Raw genomic sequence first — 16,859 nt, forward strand, 5'->3', positions numbered from 1 at the left:
CGGGTTGACAGCACTGGCAAAGCATGGAAATCTGCCGCAAGGAATAAAGGGATCTAGCCACTATGAAACATTACCGAACGGCCCGCGCCCTGCCGCTGCTGCTGGCACTGGGTGCGCTGGGTGCGCTGAGCGCGCTGCCCGTGCTGTCGCACGCCCAATACATGTGGGTGGACGAGAAAGGCATGAAACAGCTGTCCGACCAGCCGCCGCCGCCATCGGTGCCGCAGAGCCGCATCCTGAAGCAGCCGCGCGGCCACGGCGTGCCGTCGGCCGCGCCGGCGGAGGAAGCCGCAGCTGCGCCCGATGCCGCCGACGCCAAGGTCAAGCGCCCGCCCACGCTGGCCGAACGCAATACCGACTTCGCCAAGCGCAAGGCCGAAAGCCAGGCTGCCGAACAAAAGGCGGCGCAGGAAGCGGCGCGCAAGGCCGACCAGGCCGCCAATTGCGACAGCGCGCGCAGCAACCAGGCCGCGCTCGACTCCGGCGCCCGCATGAGCGAATTCGACAAGAACGGCCAGCGCGTCTTCCTCAGCGACGACCAGCGCGCCGAACGTTCCAGGCGCAACCAGAAAATTTTGGCAGATTGCTCCAAATAAAGACGTTCCGGCGGTATAAAATTATGTTACCGCTATCAAATACCAAGAAAAAACAGGATGACCAAACCATATAACGGCAAGAGCCGCGCCAGCGGCCGAGTAACCCTGGCTGCGGTCGCAGCACGCGCAGGCGTGGCCACGATGACCGCCTCGCGCGCCATCAGCCAGCCCGAGCTGGTATCGCCCATGCTGCGTTCGCGCGTGGAACTGGCGGTGGAAGAACTGGGCTACGTGCCCAACCGCGCCGCGCGCGCCCTCGCCTCCTCGCGCTCCAACGTGATCGTGGTGCTGGTGCCGTCGCTGTCGAACGCCGTGTTCACGGCCGTGCTGCAAGGCATACAAGACGCGCTCGACCCCTACGGCTACCAGATCCTCATCGGCAATACGCGTTATTCCGACGCCGAGGAAGAGAAGCTGCTCAACGTCTATATGCAGTCCAATCCGGACGGCATCCTGCTGTCCGGCATGTCGCACAGCAAAGGCGTGCAAAAGATGCTGGACACCTCGCGCACGCCGGTGGTGTCGATGATGGACCTGTCGGCCGATCCGGCCCAGCTGTCGGTCGGCTTCTCGCAAGTGCAGGCCGGCTACACCATGGCGCGCTACCTGATCGACAAAGGCTACAAGCGCATCGGCTTCATGGGCGCGCAGCTGGACGAGCGCACCATCAAGCGCGCCGAAGGCTACCGCAAGGCCATGGAAGAAGCCGGCCTGGCCGATCCCAAGCTCGAGCTGATGGTGGCCGACCCGTCCACCATCGCGCTGGGCGCCGAGCTGGTTGGCCGCATGCTGGCGGTCGCGCCCGACCTGGACGCCATCTTCTGCTGCAATGACGACCTGGCGCACGGCGCCATCTACCAATGCCAGCGGCGCGGCATCAATGTGCCGGAGCAACTGGCCATCTGTGGCTTTAACGACCTGCCCGCCTCCGCCTGGATGAACCCCTCGGTCACGACCATAGGCACGCCGCGCTACCGTGTCGGCTTCGAAGCGGCCAGCCTGCTGCGCAGCGTCATCCGCGGCGAACAACCGCCCGCCACCCAGATCGACCTCGGCTTCACCCTCATGGCCCGCGAAAGCGCCTGACCCCGCCGCCCTCCGCCTCCCGCCGCAAGCCGAGCTGCAGCCGCATTCGGGGTCAGACCCCGAATGCGGCTCAGGCTGCGTGATTTTGTGCGGCGCAGCATCGATTTCTCTTTACATTTTTTGCCGCCGCGTTAAACTTCGGCCCACTGATAGCGCTAACAGATAGCGCTACCAAATAGGGCTGACTATGACTGAAAAAACGAGACCAACCCGCTGGGTGGTGATGGGAGTTTGTGGCTGCGGCAAGAGTTCCGTCGGCAGCCGCCTGGCCGAGGCGATCGGCGCCAGCTTCCTGGAGGGCGATGCGTTTCATTCGCCTGCCAACGTCGCCAAGATGTCGGCCGGCACGCCGCTGAACGACGCCGACCGCGCGGAGTGGCTGCTGCAGCTGATGGCGGAAATCCGCAATGCCCGCGAGCGCGGCGAGAGCCTGGTGCTGTCCTGCTCGGCATTGAAGCGCCGCTACCGCGATCTGCTGCGCGAGGGCGATCCGGAGTTGCGCTTTGCCCATCTGAACGGCGACCGCGAATTGATCGCCACCCGCATGCTGGCCCGCATCAATCACTACATGCCGCTGTCGCTGCTGGACAGCCAACTGAACGTGCTGGAGCCGCTGCAAGCGGACGAAGCCGGCGTCACGCTGGATATCCGCAAGGACCCGGCGCACCTCATCACCGACATCCTCAACAGCAATCCATAACTAGATCCTCCAGGGAGACAAGATGCTTAATACCCGTAACAAGATTCTCACCACGTCGCTGGTGGCCATGGCCGCCCACGTTTCCGGCGCCTACGCGGCCGACGAGGCGCCAGCCGCGCAGGCGGCCGCCAAGGCTGCCGACAACGGTAACGTGGCGGAGGTGATCGTCACCGCCACCAAGCGTTCCACTTCGCTGCTGAAAACCCCGCTGGCCGTCACCGCCCTGAGCGGCGCTGCGCTGGACGATGCGCACGTGAAGAACCTGGAGGACATGACCCACCTGTCCCCGAGCTTCCAGGCCACCAGCCAGGGCGACCACGCCGTGCTGCTGCTGACCATGCGCGGCATCGGCAACGATGGCGCCAAGACCGAGCAGGCCGACCCGGAAGTGTCGGTCTACGTGGACGGCGTGTATTCTCCGCGCGCCGAGGGCGCCACCGCCCTGCTGTACGATATGGACCGCGTGGAAGTGATGCGCGGCCCGCAAGGCACGCTGTGGGGCCGCAATTCCACCGCCGGCGCGGTGAACATGGTGAGCGCCAAGCCGAAGTTCGGCATGACCGAGGGCAGCGCCGAGATCACGCTGGGCAATTACAACCGCACCGGCACGCGCTTCATGTACAACCTGCCGGTATCGGACACCTTCGCGCTGCGCGTCGCTTACGCCGGCGAGTCGCACAACGGCTATGTGGACTACCAGCAGCCGCCGAACACGCCGGGCCTGGACAAGAACGCCTTCATCACCAGCGGCGACAAGTACAACGCGCAGGACCAGAAGGCGCTGCGCCTGTCGGCCGCCTGGCAGCCGACCGGCAATCTGCGCACCGACCTGTCCTTCGAGACCTTCCGCGACGACGGCACGCCGTCCATGAACCTGAACCAGGAGCCGCGTCCGGGCGAGAAGCTGTGGTCCGCGCTGATCCAGATCGCGCCTTACCTGCACCGCAAGGTCGATACCATCCGTACCCGCACCGACTGGAACGTGAACCAGGACATCGACCTGGCCTTCATCGCCGGCGCCCAGCGCACCGACGGCGCCATGCAGTTCGACGCGCGCGGCGGTTACACCGTCCCGACCAGCAATACCACCGGCGGCGTGCTGCGCAACACCCGCATCAACGCCGAGCACTACACCAATGCCAGCGCTGAACTGAACCTGAAGTCCTCCGGCAAGAAGACCGTGGACTGGCTGGTGGGCGCCTATGTGTTCCACGAAAAGGCCGCCATCCGCCTGGACCAGCCGGCATGGTCCGGCACGCAAGTCGGCTACGGCTGCACCACCTGCGGCTGGCCAGCGCTGACGCAGAACAGCTTCGTGCAGCCTAACCAGGACGTGAAGTCGCATGCCCTGTTCACGCAGGATACGTGGAACGTGTCGGACACCTTCCGCATCACCGGCGGCCTGCGCAAGACCTGGGACGAGAAGCACAACCGCGGCGGCGTAAACTTCTACTGCCCGACCACGCAGCCTGCCAACGGCAAGCCCTGCCTGCCGATCACGCCGCAGGATGATCCGCGCAACGTGGGCTTCGTGCCGAATCCATCGGTAATCGGCCCGGACGGCAAGCCGGCGCTGAACAACGACGGCCAGCAGAAGTGGAGCAAGCCGACCTGGCTGCTGAAGGCGGACTATGACGTTACCAAGGACATCATGGCCTACGCCAGCGTGAGCACCGGCTACAAGTCCGGCGTGCTGACCGACGGCGGCGTGCACACCGAGCCTGAAACGCTGACCAGCTACGAGCTGGGCGCCAAGGGCAAGCTGATGGGCGGTAAAGTCACCTGGGCCACGTCGATCTACTACGCGGACTTCAAGGGCTACCAGATCTCGGTGCCGACCACTTTCCCGAACGGCGCCAGCTTCCTGCTGACGGCCAACGCGAAAGGCGCCACGGCCAAGGGCATCGAGGGCGAGCTGACCGCGCGCCTGACGCCGGTGGACACGCTGAACCTGGCCATGTCGCTGCAGCGCACGGAGATGGATACGCTGCTGACGGCGGACCCGAACAACTCCAGCTACAACACCCTGCCCGGCCCGAACGGCAGCAAGGTGCGCGACCTGAAGGGCAACGAGCTGCCGCACGCTCCGCACTTCTCGCTGAACGTGGGCTACCAGCACCACTTCAACCTGGATAGCGGCGCCCGCATCTCGCCGCGCATCAACGCGCACTACGAGACCGCGAGCTGGCTCGACGTGTTCAACGACGGTGCGCCGGACCGCCAGAAGGCTTATACCCGCAGCGACTTCACCGTGCGCTACAAGCCGGCCGGCGACAAGCACTGGCAGGTGGAAGCCTTCGTGCAGAACCTGGAAAACAAGGACATCAAGACCACCGTCAACATCGTGAACCTGCCGCCGGCAGCGAGCGACCGTCCGGTATGGCAAGCGATGTACCTGGCGCCGCGCACCTACGGCGTGCGCCTGACGGCCGACTTCTGATCGGCTCACGCAACGGCGGGTTACGCTGAGCTAACCCGCCCTACGACGTGCCCCGGCATCCGTGATGCCGTGGACCATGGACCATGGGCCATGCACCGTAGGGCGGCTTAGCGCTAGCGTAAGCCGCCGCTCCGCCGATACATTAAACTGTCCGCCTCCCCTCACCGAAAGCAATCCGTGGCTGCAGTACTCAACACTCCCTTGTCGTGGCGCGAGAAATTCAGCTACGGCATTGCCGATATGGGCTTCAATTTCTATTGGACCAATATCGCCACTTTCCTGCTGTTCTTCTATACCGACGTCTTCGGCATATCGGCCGCCGCTGCGGCCTCCATGCTGTTCATGATCAAGATCGTCAACGCCTTCACCGACCCGCTGATCGGCGCGCTGGCCGACCGCACCACCACGCGCTTCGGCAAATTCCGCCCCTACCTGGTGTGGATGGCGCTGCCGCTGGGCGCCGCCGCCGTACTCACCTACACCACGCCGGACCTGGACCACGACGGCAAAATCGCCTGGGCCTACGGCACCTACCTGCTGATGATGGTGTGCTACACCGGCATCAACATCCCCTACAACGCGCTTTCCGGCGTCATGTCCGGCGACCCGCAGGAGCGCTCCACCATCAACGGCCTGCGCTTCATCTTCGCCTTTGCCGGCAGCACGCTGGTCACCGCCGCCACGCCCTTCATGGTGCGCCTGCTGGGCGGCGGCGACGACAAGCAGGGCTGGCAGCTGACCATGCTGGCCTGGGGCATCGCCGCCTCCGCGCTGTTCGCGCTCACCTTCTTCAACACGCGCGAGCGCATCGCGCCCGCCGCCACGCAACAGAGCAACGTGGCGCAGGACATTAAGGACTTGAGCCGCAACGGCCCCTGGCTGGTCCTGTTCTTCCTGGCGCTGATCATCATGATCACCATCACGCTGCGCACCTCCACGGCGGTGTACTACTTCAAGTACTACGTCGGCCGCCCGGAGCTGATGGCCAGCTTTGTGCCGGCCTACATGATCGCCGCAGCGGCGGGCGCCTCGCTCACGCCGCTGATGACGCGCCACGTGGACAAGAAGAAGCTGCTCATCATCCTCATGAGCTGCACCACCGTGCTGTCCAGCGCCTTCTTCTTCATCGGCAAGGACCAGGTCTGGCTGATGTTCGCGCTGCAGATCGCGCTCGGCTTCGTGCTCGGCCCCAAGTCCCCGCTGGCGTTCTCGATGTATGCGGACACCGCCGACTACAACGAATGGCGCACCGGCCGCCGCGCCACCGCCATGACCTTCGCCGCCGCCACCTTCTCGCAGAAGCTGGGCACGGCGCTGGCGGTGGCGGTCATCGGCTCCCTGTTCACGGCGCTCGGCTATGTGCCGAACGCGGCGCAGACCACCGGCTCGCAGGCGGGCATCGTGTGGCTGATGTCGCTGATCCCGGCCTTCTTCGCCGCGCTGGCCGTGGCCGTGATGCTCTTCTATAACCTCGATAAACAAAAACTGGCGCAAATCCAGTCCGAACTGGCCGCCCGCAAGGCCACCTGAAATCCCGGAGATACCCATGCTACGCCCTACCCACGATGGCGACCGCTACGAACTGACCAGCCCAACGGCCATGCCGAAAGCCGGCGGCTTCCTGTGGAACCAGAAAATGATGATACAAGTGACCTGCCGCGGCTACGCCACCGCGCAGTTCATGCAGCCGGAACCCGCCAAGTACGCCTACGCGCCCAACCTGGAGGCCAAGACCTTCATGCAGCCGGAGCAGAACTACTACGCCCACCATCCGGGCCGCTTCGTCTATATCAAGGACGAGGAAACCGGCGAGGTGTTCTCGGCGCCCTACGAGCCGGTGCGCGCGCCGGTGGACAGCTTCCGCTTCTCGGTCGGCAAGAGCGACATCGAGTGGACCGTCGAGCACCTCGGCATCCGCGTCGAACTGACCTTGAGCCTGCCGACGCAGGACGTGGTGGAACTGTGGTCGGTCAAGGTGGTGAACCTGTCCGGCCGCCAGCGCAAGATCAGCGTCTACCCCTATTTCCCGATCGGCTATATGTCGTGGATGAACCAGTCCGCCGAATACCGCCTGGACCTGGGCGGCGTGGTGGCCAGCTGCGTCACGCCTTATCAAAAAGTGGCGGACTATTTCAAGAACAAGTTTTTCAAGGACCGCACCTACTTCCTGTGCGAGACGCCGCCGGATTCGTGGGAAACCATGCAGCAGGCGTTCGAGGGCGAAGGCGGCCTGCACGCGCCGTCCGGCGTGCAGCGCGAAGAACTGGAGCGCAGCGACGCGCGCTATGAAACGCCGACCGCCGCCGTGCAATACCGCCTGACGCTGGACGGCAATGCGGAACGCGAACTGCGCTTCATCTTCGGCCCGGCCTTCGACGACGCGGAAATCCGCGCCATGCGCAGCAAGTACCTGAGCCAGGCCGGCTTCGCCGAAGCCAAGCGCGACTACGCCTGGTACATCGAGCAAGGCCGCGGCGTGCTGCAAATCGAGACGCCGGACGCGGAGCTGGATAATTTCGTCAACAACTGGCTGCCGCGCCAGGTCTATTATCACGGCGACGTGAACCGCCTGACCACCGATCCGCAGACGCGCAACTACCTGCAGGACAATATGGGCATGAGCTTCATCAAGCCCCAGGTGACGCGCGCGGCCTTCCTGCACGCGCTGTCGCAGCAGGAAGCCAACGGCGCCATGCCGGACGGAATACTGCTGGTGGAAGGCGCGGAACTGAAGTACATCAATCAGGTGCCGCACACCGACCACTGCGTGTGGCTGCCGGTTTGCCTGAAGACCTACCTGGACGAAACCGCCGACTACGCCCTGCTGCGCGAGACAGTGCGCGGCGAGGACGGTATGCGGCAGACCGTGTTCGAGCGCATCTCGCGCGCCATGGACTGGCTGCTGGAAGCGCGCGACGAGCGCGGCCTGAGCTTCATCGCCCAGGGCGACTGGTGCGATCCGATGAATATGGTGGGCTACAAGGGCAAAGGCGTTTCGGGCTGGCTGACCGTCGCCACCGCCTACGCATTGAACCTGTGGGCGGACATGTGCGCCCAAACCGGCCGCGATGACCGCGCGGAGCATTACCGCGCCGGCGCCGCCGCGGTGAACGCCGCCGCCAACACGCACTTCTGGGATGGCGACTGGTTCTCGCGCGGCATCACGGACGACGGCGTCACCTTCGGCACGAAGAAGGACAAGGAAGGCCGCATCTGGCTCAATCCGCAAGCGTGGTCCATCCTCGGCGGCGCCGCCAGCGCCGAGCAGCGCGCGAAGATGCTGGTGCAGGTGGACGAGCAGCTCGGCACCCCGTACGGCGTGGCCATGTTCGCGCCGCCCTTCAGCGCCATGCGTGAGGACGTCGGCCGGGTCACGCAGAAGCACCCCGGCTCGGCCGAGAACGGCGCCGTGTACAACCACGCGTCCGTGTTCTATATTTACAGCCTGTACACCGTGGGCGAGAAGGACCGCGCCTACAAGCTGCTGCGCCAGATGATACCCGGCCCGAGCGAAGCGGACTACCTGCAGCGCGGCCAGCTGCCGGTGTTCATCCCCAATTACTACCGTGGCGCCTACCACCAGTATCCGAAGCAGGCGGGCCGTTCCAGCCAGTTGTTCAACACGGGCACCGTGTCCTGGGCTTACCGCTGCTTCATCGAGGGCCTGTGCGGCCTGCAGGGCGACGCCGAAGGCTTGCGCATCAACCCGCAGCTGCCGGCGGGCTGGGACGGCATCAAGGTGACGCGTCTGTTCCGGGGCGCGAAGTTCGTGCTCAACATCCGCCGCACCGACGTGAAAGAGGTCATGGTGATGCACGCCGGGCAGTTCCTGCCTTCCGCGCACATCAAGGACATCGCGCCGGGCGCCACCTACCACCTCAGCGTGTTCGTTCCGGCATGAAGGCCCGGCGCGCGACACGTTCCACTGCCGGGATGCTGACGGCGGCCCTGGCGCTGGCCTGCCCCGTGCAGGCCGCGCCCGGCGCCGACGAGCGCGCCGCGCGCATGGTGGCGGCGATGACGCAGCAGGAAAAGCTGCAGCTCGTCTTCGGCTACTTCGCCACCGACTTCCCGAAAAAGAACCACATCGCGCCCAAGGAAGCGCGGCGCGATTCGGCCGGCTACGTGCCGGGCGTGCCGCGCGTCGGCGTGCCGCCGCAGTGGCAGGCCGACGCCGGCATGGGCGTGGCCACGCAAAGCAGCTCCACCCAGCCATATGAGCGCACGTCTCTGCCCTCCGGCCTGGCCACCGCCGCCACCTGGAACCCCGCGCTGGCCTATGCCGCCGGCGCCATGATAGGCAAGGAAGCCCGCCTGTCCGGCTACAACGTGATGCTGGCCGGCGGCGTGAACCTGATGCGCGACCCGCGCAACGGCCGCAACTTTGAGTACGCCGGCGACGATCCGCTGCTGGCAGGCGTGATGGCGGGCGAGCAGATACGCGGCATCCAGTCCAACCACATCATCGCCACGGCCAAGCACTTCGCCTACAACGGCCAGGAAACCAACCGCTTCACCGTGAGTTCGGAGCTGGGCGACGCGGCGGCGCGCATGTCCGACCTGCTGGCCTTCCAGATCGCCATCGAGCGCGGCGATCCCGGTTCGGTCATGTGCGCTTATAACCGCGTGAACAGCGTGTACGCCTGCGAAAGCCCCTACCTGCTGAACGAAGTGCTGAAGCAGGACTGGGGCTACAAGGGCTACGTGATGTCGGACTGGGGCGCCACGCACTCCACGATCCCAGCCGCCAACGCCGGGCTGGACCAGCAATCCGGCTGGCCTTTCGACCAATCCGCCTACTTCGGCGACGCGCTGGGCGAAGCGGTGAGCAACCGCCACGTGCCGGCGGCGCGGCTGGACGACATGGCGCACCGCATCGTGCGCGCCATGTTCCAGCACGGCGTGATGGACGACCCTGTGCCGACCACACCGGTCGGGGGCATCGACTTCGACGCGCACGCGGCGATAACCCAGGCCGCCAGCGAGGAAGCCATGGTCCTGCTGAAGAACAGCGGCGCGCTGCTGCCGCTTGCGGCCGGCACGCGCTCCATCGCCATCATCGGCGGGCACGCGGACAAGGGCGTGCTGTCGGGCGGCGGCTCGTCGCAGGTGCACCCGCACGGCGGCATGGCGGTGCCGAACGAAGGCCCGGCGCATTTCCCGGGCCGATGGTCTATCACCCGTCGTCGCCCATGCAGGCGCTGGCCGCGCGCAGCAAGGCGCGCCTGGCTTACCTGGACGGCAAGGATATCGCTGCCGCCGCCACGCTGGCGGCCGCCAGCGACGTGGCCATCGTTTTTGCCACCCAGTGGACCGCCGAAAGCGTGGATGCGCCGTCGCTGTCCCTGCCGAACGGCCAGGACGAGCTGATCGCCGCCGTGGCGCGCGCCAATCCGCGCACGGTGGTGGTGCTGGAAACCGGCGGGCCGGTCGCCATGCCCTGGCTGGACAGCGTGGGCGCGGTGCTGCAAGCCTGGTATCCCGGCACGCGCGGCGGCACGGCGATCGCACGCGTGCTGAGCGGCGAGGTGAATCCCTCCGGCCGCTTGCCCGCTACCTTCCCTGCCTCCGAAGCCCAGCTGCCGCGTCCCGCCATCGAGGCCGACCAGCAGCGCGCCGACTACAACATCGAAGGCGCGGCGGTCGGCTACAAATGGCACGACCTCACGGGCCGCAAGCCGCTGTTCGCGTTCGGCCACGGCCTGTCCTATACCAGCTTCGCCTACGGCGGCCTGTCGGCGCGGGTGAAGGACGGCGCGCTGTCGGTCAGCTTCACCGTGCGCAACACGGGCAGGCGCGCAGGCAAGGCCGTGCCGCAAGTGTACGTGGCGCCGGTCGCGGGCGGCTGGGAAGCGCCCCAGCGCCTTGGCGGATGGGACAAACTCGCGTTGCAGCCGGGCGCCAGCGCCAGCGCCACGGTGACGGTCGATCCGCGCCTGCTGGGCGTGTACGACAGCGCCAGCAAGACCTGGCGCATTGCAGAGGGCGACTACCTCGTCACGCTGGCGGGCGCCTCCGATGCGCCCGCCGCCGCCGTCCACGTGCGCCTGCCCGCGCGCACGCTGGACGTCCGGGGCCGCGATCGGTCCACTCGCTAGCGGCGGGCGCGGCCGCCGCCGCGGCGGCGGATCAGCGGTATTCCAGCTCCGGATACCAGTCGCCGGGCCGTCCCGCCGGCGTGAGGTCCAGGATGTTCCACAGCGGCGTGGGATCGGGCGCCAGGCGCGGGTCCTGGCCGGGGTCCTGCGTGCCGCCCATCTCGGCGCCCCAGAAGTGATGCACCTTGCCATCCCTCTTCACCCACACATCCAGCGCCGGCCATTCGCTGCCGTCCGGCGCCAGGCCGCGATAGTCGCGCGCGAAATCGTCGCCGACAGTGGCGTAGAACTTCAGGTTGCGCCAGCCGCGCTCCCTCGCGAAAGCCAGCTGGCGCTCCACCGGCGAGCGCCCCAGCACCGCCAGCGCCACCTTCTGCGTAATGTCGCGCGCCGGAATGTCCAGCGCGCCGAGGAAAGCCGTGCACATCGGGCACGGACGCTCGCGCTGCGGCCCATACATCCAGAAGTACGTCACCAGCGTGTCATGCTTGCCGAACAGCGCGGCCAGCGGCACGGTGGCGCCATTTTCATCCTTGAACTGGTAGCCGCGCGCCTCGCCGCCCAAGGGCAAGGCGCGCCGCTGCTCGGCCACGCGCTCGATATGGCGGCGCAGTTCAATCTCCTCGGCCAGCAGCGCCGTGCGCGCGGCGCGGTACGCTTCGCTGTCGTTCGGATAGGGCTTGCTCGCGGCGGCGGCAAGTTCGGTGGCGGGTTTGAGCTGATTCATGACAAGCTCCCGGCAAAGTTGCAGATCGTCCCACGCTACCCGCCACTGGACCACTTGACGGTGCGCCGTCTCACACATATGGGTTATGATGAATTTGCAGCAAGCGAATTCCCTTTCATCAACACCTGAGCCCCTGTCATGCGCCTCTCCCAGTTCATTACGCAGCACCTCGAGAGCATCCTGGTTGAATGGGAAGCGTTTGCCCGCACCCAGGGGCCATCGGCCAACCACATGACTTCCCTGGCGCTGCGCGACCACGCGAAACTCATCCTGACCGCCATCGCCGCCGAAATCAAAACCGCCCAGACGCCGCGCCAGCAGCAGGAAAAATCGCGCGGGCTCGCGCCGGAGCCGGCCGGACAGGAAAGCGCAGCCGCCACGCACGGCACACTGCGCCAGCTAAGCGGCTACTCGCTGATCCAGCTGACCGCCGAATTCCGCGCCTTGCGCGCCACCGTGCTGCGGCTCTGGCTGCCGAACCTGTCGGCCGTCACGGACACCACCGCCAGCGACATGGTGCGCTTCAACGAGGCGATCGACCAGGCGCTGGCCGAATCCGTGGTGACCTACTCCAGGCGCGCGGCAGCGGCGCGCGACACCTTCCTGGCCATCCTCGGCCACGATTTGCGCAGCCCGCTGGCCACCATCTCGCTGGCCGCCTCGTACATGATCACCTCCGCACTGGACCAGGACAGGAGCCGCGAAGTGGGCAGGAAAGTGCAGCGCAGCGTGGCCCTCGATGACGTCGATGATCAACGACCTGCTGGAATACGCGCGCGCGCAGCTCGACGGCGAAATCCCGATTGCCGCCGAGAAGATGGATTTGGCCGAGATCTGCCAGCCGGCGCTGGAAAATGCGCGCGCCGTCCATCCAGCCTGTCCGTTTGAATTTAGCGCTTCGGGCGATTTGCATGCGCTGCTGGACCGCCACCGCATGCAGCAAGTGCTGTCCAACCTGCTGAACAACGCCGCGCAGTACCGCGACGAGCGCGCCCCGGTCATCATGACGGCGACCGGCGGCGCCGATGCCGTCACCGTCACGGTGCAGAACTACGGCCGGCTGATTCCGCCGGAGGCCCGCCAGGCCATCTTCGACCCGCTGGTGCGCCTGCCCAGCGACGACGGCGGCAACGGCCGCTCGCCGCGCAGCATCGGCCTGGGGCTGTTTATCGCGCGCGAAATCACGGCCGGCCACGGCGGCACGCTGGAAGTGGAGTCGGACGCGGAGCGCGGCACCGTCTTCACGGTGCGCATCCCGCGCTGAGGCAGCCCGGCGCAGGCTGGCGCAAGCTAACGTGGCCTAGCGCAGCAAGTCCGCGAGCACGCGGGCGGCGAAGTAGGCCATGCAGGCGCCCATCAGCAGCGCCAGGATGGTCAGCAGCCAGCCGCCATTTTCCTGCGCCATCTCCGGACGCGCGGCGCGGTACTCCACCTGGACCTGCAAGCCGGCAGGCTGCGGCTCGTTATGCTGCCAGTGGCTCAGGAAGCGGTGGGTGCCGGCGCCGGCCTGGAATTCGATCATGCTGTGATAGTGGATGCCCTCGTTGTCCGGATCAGTGCTCTTCCACGGCCTTGCTTCCGTTCCCACCACAGTGCCTTCGGTGCGCACGCAGCACAGCTTGAACCAGACCCTGAACACGCACAAGGCGGTCCCGGCCAGCAGCAGCGGCAGCAAAAAGAGCAGGACGGCCAGCCGCATGCCCGCGCCGCGCTATTCGGGCTTGCGCACGCGCCGGCGGCGCGCGTTCTTCGGATCGGCGATCAGCGGGCGGTACACTTCCACCCTGTCGTGCTCGCGCAGCACGGTGTCCAGCGGCTTCTTCTTGCCGTAGATGCCGACCGCCATATTGGCCAGGTCGATGCCCGGCACTTCCAGCGCCAGGCCGCTCACGTCCAGCGCCTGCTGGATGGTGGCGCCCGCCTCCAGCCGCAGCTCGCGCAGGAACTGCAGCGTGTCGGTGGCGTAGCACACCTGGATGTTGATCTGTTCAGCCGCCATAGACCGTGTCAGCCCGCTTGCAGAAGGAATCGACCATGCTGTTGGCGATGATGCCGAACACCGGCCCCACCACCTGTTCCAGCAGGCGGCTGGAGAATTCGTAGTGCAGGTCCAGTTCGACCTTGCAGGCGTCCTCGCGCAGCGGCTTGAAGGTCCAGGTGCCGTCCAGGGTCTTGAAAGGGCCGTCCACCAGCTTCATCTTCATGCTGTGCGGCGGCGTGTTCTCGTTGGACGTGGTAAAACTCTGGTGGATGCCGTGATAATGGATGGCCAGGCTGGCCACCACTGTGTTTACGCCGCGCTCGCGCACCTCGACGCCGCCACACCATGGCAGAAATTTGGGATAATCTTCGACCTTGGCCACCAGCTCGAACATCTGTTCCGCGCTGTAGCCCAGGATAACCGACTTGTGCACTACTGCCATTGTGTTACCGTTTGCTATGATGTTGGTTTATCCGCGCTCCGCGCGCGGCGAAACCGTAGTTTAACCGACCCGCACTGTTTTACCCACCACCCATGACTATTGCCGATAACAAAAAAGCCTTTCACGATTTCTTCATCGAGGACCGCTATGAAGCGGGCCTGGTGCTCGAAGGCTGGGAAGTGAAGGCAATCCGCGACGCGCGCGTGCAGATCAAGGAAGCCTACGTCACCATCAAAGGCGACGAGCTGTACCTGTTCGGCGCCCACATCAGCGCCCTGCCCACCGCGTCCACCCACATCAGCCCGGAAGCCGTGCGCACCCGCAAGCTGCTGCTGCACCGTAACGAGATCGACAAGCTGATCGGCAAGGCCACGCGCTCCGGCTACACGCTGGTGCCGCTCAACCTGCACTACAAGGGCGGCCGCGTGAAATGCGAGATCGGCCTGGCCAAGGGCAAGAAGCAGCACGACAAGCGCGCCACCGAAAAGGACCGCGACGCCTCGCGCGAAGTGGCTTCCGCCATGAAACAGCACCGTCGTTAATGTGCCACGCCGGCGCCACTTCCTCCCGTCCACGCGTCTATCTAGTTTCTATCTAGAAACTGCCATGGTAAACTGCCGTGGCAAGACTCTTTAACAACGGCGAGGAAGACCCATGGTGACGAAAACCGCAGCGATCTTGATTTCCGGCGCAGTGCTGGCCGGCTGCGCGGGACAGCAAATACCCCAGACGCCATACAGCCCGGCGCCCGTCGCCAGCAACTTCCCCACGTCGAACCAGTACACGCTGCAGGCTGCGGCGCACTGGGGCGCCATCGCCAAGCACATAGAAAAAAGCCTGGCGGCCGACCTGAAAAAGAGCCCGCCGCGCCCCTTCTACATCGCCGAACCGCCGCCGCAGGCCTCGCCGTTCCAGCGCGCGCTGGCCGCGCAGCTGGTGTCCGCGCTGGTGCGCGACGGCCATGTCGTCTCGCGCACCCCGGCCGGCTCGCTGAAGGTGGACATCGACGTGCAGGCCTACACCTTCTCGCCGGGCCGCTCGCAGTTCCGCTATCCGGGCGAACCGACCGCCATCACCGCCGGCGTGCTGGCCCTGACCGCCGTGGAACCCGTGGTGGGCGTACTGGCCGGCGTGGCCGCCTTCGACGCCTACCAGTACCAGCATGCCAAGTTTACCGCCGGCGCCACGCCGCAGACCGAGCTGCTGGTGACGGTGTCCGTCTCCGACCAGTACCGCTACTACGCCCGCAACAGCACGGCCTATTACGTGGCCGACGGCGACCGCTCGCTGTACGGCATCCCGCCGGACGTGCCGGTGGAAGCGAAATTGATGAAAACGTACCAAGTAAAGGGTGACCGATAATGCGCAAACTCGCGCCGCTGAGCGCCCTGGCGCTCGCCACCGCCCTGCCGCTGCTGCTGGGCGCCTGCTCCAGCACCCCGCCCAAGGAAGAAACCAACTACGCCACCGTGTCGTCCAACCAGTTCATCGCCTCCAACTACAAGGCGGCGGACGCGCTGCTGTCGCAGCTGAACGGCAAACTGCTGGCGGACAAGCCGCTGATCATGGCCACCGTGGTCAATATCGACGCGCTGGAGCAGACCACCACGCTGGGGCGCCTGGTGTCCGAACAGATTTCCACCCGCATGTCGCAGGGGAACCTGAACATGGTGGAGATGAAGCTGCGTAACAATGTCTACCTGAAGCGAGGCCAGGGCGAACTGATGCTCACGCGCGAAATCGGCCAGGTGGCGCAGACCCACAATGCGCAGGCGGTGGTGGTAGGCTCCTATGCCGAAACCAGCGACATGGTGTTCGTCAACGTGAAAGTCATCCAGCCTTCAACCAACTTCGTGCTGGCCGCCCACGACTACGCGCTGGCCAAGGAAGGCATCGTCCGCTCGATGCTGATGCAGCACTAAGCGCCAATTCGGCGGCGGGTCCGCTAGCGGCCCGCCAGCAACGGCAGGACCCGCTCCGCCGACGCCGCGACCTTCAGCGCCAGCAGATGGTCCGCCCGCGTCACGCCTGCATTGATGGCCGCAATCGGCTTGCCGGTTTCCGCAGCCAGCTTGCAGAAGCGGTAGCCCGAAAACACCATCAGCGACGAGCCCACCACCAGCAGTGCATCGGCATCCGCCATGGCTTGCAGGGCAGCCTCGGTGCGCGGCTTGGGGATGGTATCGCCGAAAAACACCACATCGGGCTGCAGCACGCCTGCGCACAGTGCGCAGTGCGGCACATGGAAGTGCTCAAGCGCTTCCGGCTCCAGTTGCGCGTCGCCGTCGGGCAGCGGCTGGGCGTCGCTGTCGGCTAGCTGCGGGTTATCGCGCAGCAGCTGCTGCTGAATGGCCGCGCGGTCGTATTGCGCGCGGCACTCCAGGCACACCACGCCATGGATATTCCCGTGCAGCTCGATCAACTTGCGGCTGCCGGCGCGCTGGTGCAAGCCATCCACGTTCTGCGTGATGACCGTGCCCACCCTGCCGCCCTGCTCCAGCGCCGCCAGCGCGCGATGGCCGTCGTTCGGCGCGGCCTGCGCCAGCGTGGGGTAGCCCACCATGCTGCGCGCCCAGTAGCGGCGGCGCACGGCGTCCGAGCGGCGGAACTCCGGTCCTTGCACGGGAGGGCGGCCGCGCCGCACGCCGTCCTTGTCGCGGTAGTCGGGAATGCCGGAAGCGGTGCTCAGGCCGGCGCCGGTGAGCACCAGCACCTTGCGGTGATGCGCCAGGAAGGCGCCCAGCGCTGCGGCGCCGGCGTCTGCTTCGTATTCGGAAAAGATCTGCATG

General features: G+C 66.1%; 17 protein-coding genes and 1 pseudogene. 13 read left to right on the forward strand and 5 right to left on the reverse strand.

Annotation, left to right across the window (positions count from 1 at the left end):
- Positions 1–62 precede the first annotated feature (62 nt).
- The 8 genes and pseudogenes from ACFJI2_RS12725 (at position 63) to ACFJI2_RS12760 (ending at position 10,920) form a co-directional block, all read left to right on the forward strand.
- Positions 63–596, forward strand: a complete 534-nt coding sequence (locus ACFJI2_RS12725; RefSeq protein ID WP_377705355.1) for a DUF4124 domain-containing protein — start codon at positions 63–65, stop codon at positions 594–596.
- Between the two features lie 57 nt (positions 597–653).
- Positions 654–1,682: a LacI family DNA-binding transcriptional regulator gene (locus ACFJI2_RS12730; RefSeq protein ID WP_377705356.1), complete on the forward strand. Its 1,029-nt coding sequence runs from the start codon at positions 654–656 to the stop codon at positions 1,680–1,682.
- Positions 1,683–1,869: 187 nt separating this feature from the next.
- Positions 1,870–2,382, forward strand: a complete 513-nt coding sequence (locus ACFJI2_RS12735) for a gluconokinase (protein ID WP_377705357.1) — start codon at positions 1,870–1,872, stop codon at positions 2,380–2,382.
- 22 nt (positions 2,383–2,404) lie between these two features.
- Positions 2,405–4,822 carry a TonB-dependent receptor gene (locus tag ACFJI2_RS12740; protein WP_377705358.1) on the forward strand — a complete coding sequence of 806 codons (2,418 nt, stop codon included), beginning with the start codon at positions 2,405–2,407 and terminating at the stop codon, positions 4,820–4,822.
- Positions 4,823–4,999: 177 nt separating this feature from the next.
- Positions 5,000–6,352 (forward strand): MFS transporter, encoded by a 1,353-nt coding sequence (locus ACFJI2_RS12745; RefSeq protein ID WP_377705359.1) that lies wholly within the window; start codon positions 5,000–5,002, stop codon positions 6,350–6,352.
- Between the two features lie 16 nt (positions 6,353–6,368).
- Positions 6,369–8,723 (forward strand): GH36-type glycosyl hydrolase domain-containing protein, encoded by a 2,355-nt coding sequence (locus tag ACFJI2_RS12750; protein WP_377705360.1) that lies wholly within the window; start codon positions 6,369–6,371, stop codon positions 8,721–8,723.
- A gap of 278 nt (positions 8,724–9,001) precedes the next feature.
- Positions 9,002–9,877, forward strand: a pseudogene (locus tag ACFJI2_RS12755) (glycoside hydrolase family 3 protein); the annotation flags it as partial.
- Positions 9,878–10,014: 137 nt separating this feature from the next.
- Positions 10,015–10,920, forward strand: coding sequence for a glycoside hydrolase family 3 C-terminal domain-containing protein (locus ACFJI2_RS12760; protein ID WP_377705361.1), 906 nt, complete (start codon positions 10,015–10,017; stop codon positions 10,918–10,920).
- Between the two features lie 31 nt (positions 10,921–10,951).
- Here ACFJI2_RS12760 and ACFJI2_RS12765 read toward each other — a convergent pair whose 3' ends face one another.
- Entirely contained in the window at positions 10,952–11,647 is a 696-nt protein-coding gene (locus tag ACFJI2_RS12765) for a DUF899 family protein (protein ID WP_377705362.1), read from the reverse strand.
- A 138-nt stretch (positions 11,648–11,785) separates the two neighbouring features.
- Between ACFJI2_RS12765 and ACFJI2_RS12770 the strand changes: the two genes are divergently transcribed.
- Both ACFJI2_RS12770 and ACFJI2_RS12775 read left to right on the forward strand, forming a co-directional pair.
- A complete protein-coding gene (locus ACFJI2_RS12770; protein WP_377705363.1) occupies positions 11,786–12,535 on the forward strand; it encodes a hypothetical protein in 750 nt (249 codons plus the stop codon).
- A 19-nt stretch (positions 12,536–12,554) separates the two neighbouring features.
- Positions 12,555–12,911, forward strand: a complete 357-nt coding sequence (locus ACFJI2_RS12775; protein WP_377705364.1) for a sensor histidine kinase — start codon at positions 12,555–12,557, stop codon at positions 12,909–12,911.
- A gap of 36 nt (positions 12,912–12,947) precedes the next feature.
- On the opposite strand, the gene ACFJI2_RS12780 is transcribed toward ACFJI2_RS12775, so the two are convergent.
- The 3 genes from ACFJI2_RS12780 to ACFJI2_RS12790 are packed head-to-tail and all read right to left on the reverse strand — an operon-like array spanning position 12,948 to position 14,070.
- Positions 12,948–13,346 carry a DUF3592 domain-containing protein gene (locus ACFJI2_RS12780; RefSeq protein WP_377705365.1) on the reverse strand — a complete coding sequence of 133 codons (399 nt, stop codon included), beginning with the start codon at positions 13,344–13,346 and terminating at the stop codon, positions 12,948–12,950.
- Positions 13,347–13,358: 12 nt separating this feature from the next.
- Positions 13,359–13,646 carry an RnfH family protein gene (locus tag ACFJI2_RS12785; RefSeq protein ID WP_377705366.1) on the reverse strand — a complete coding sequence of 96 codons (288 nt, stop codon included), beginning with the start codon at positions 13,644–13,646 and terminating at the stop codon, positions 13,359–13,361.
- Positions 13,636–14,070 (reverse strand): type II toxin-antitoxin system RatA family toxin, encoded by a 435-nt coding sequence (locus tag ACFJI2_RS12790; RefSeq protein WP_377705367.1) that lies wholly within the window; start codon positions 14,068–14,070, stop codon positions 13,636–13,638. Before ACFJI2_RS12790 ends, ACFJI2_RS12785 begins: the two co-directional genes overlap by 11 nt.
- 92 nt (positions 14,071–14,162) lie before the next feature.
- On the opposite strand from ACFJI2_RS12790, the gene smpB reads away from it, so the two are divergent.
- The 3 genes from smpB to ACFJI2_RS12805 all read left to right on the forward strand — a co-directional run bounded on the left by smpB (position 14,163) and on the right by ACFJI2_RS12805 (position 15,992).
- Entirely contained in the window at positions 14,163–14,612 is a 450-nt protein-coding gene (smpB, locus tag ACFJI2_RS12795; protein ID WP_107868740.1) for an SsrA-binding protein SmpB, read from the forward strand.
- Between the two features lie 112 nt (positions 14,613–14,724).
- Entirely contained in the window at positions 14,725–15,432 is a 708-nt protein-coding gene (locus ACFJI2_RS12800) for a hypothetical protein (protein ID WP_377705368.1), read from the forward strand.
- Positions 15,432–15,992 (forward strand): FlgO family outer membrane protein, encoded by a 561-nt coding sequence (locus ACFJI2_RS12805; protein WP_377705369.1) that lies wholly within the window; start codon positions 15,432–15,434, stop codon positions 15,990–15,992. Before ACFJI2_RS12800 ends, ACFJI2_RS12805 begins: the two co-directional genes overlap by 1 nt.
- 23 nt (positions 15,993–16,015) lie before the next feature.
- Here the strand turns inward: ACFJI2_RS12805 and ACFJI2_RS12810 are convergent, their stop codons facing one another.
- Positions 16,016–16,858, reverse strand: coding sequence for an NAD-dependent protein deacetylase (locus ACFJI2_RS12810; RefSeq protein WP_377705370.1), 843 nt, complete (start codon positions 16,856–16,858; stop codon positions 16,016–16,018).
- Between the last annotated feature and the right edge of the window lies 1 nt (position 16,859).

Origin of the sequence: Pseudoduganella sp. UC29_71 (genome assembly GCF_042693265.1) — a bacterium.
Classification (GTDB): Bacteria; Pseudomonadota; Gammaproteobacteria; order Burkholderiales; family Burkholderiaceae_D; genus Rugamonas.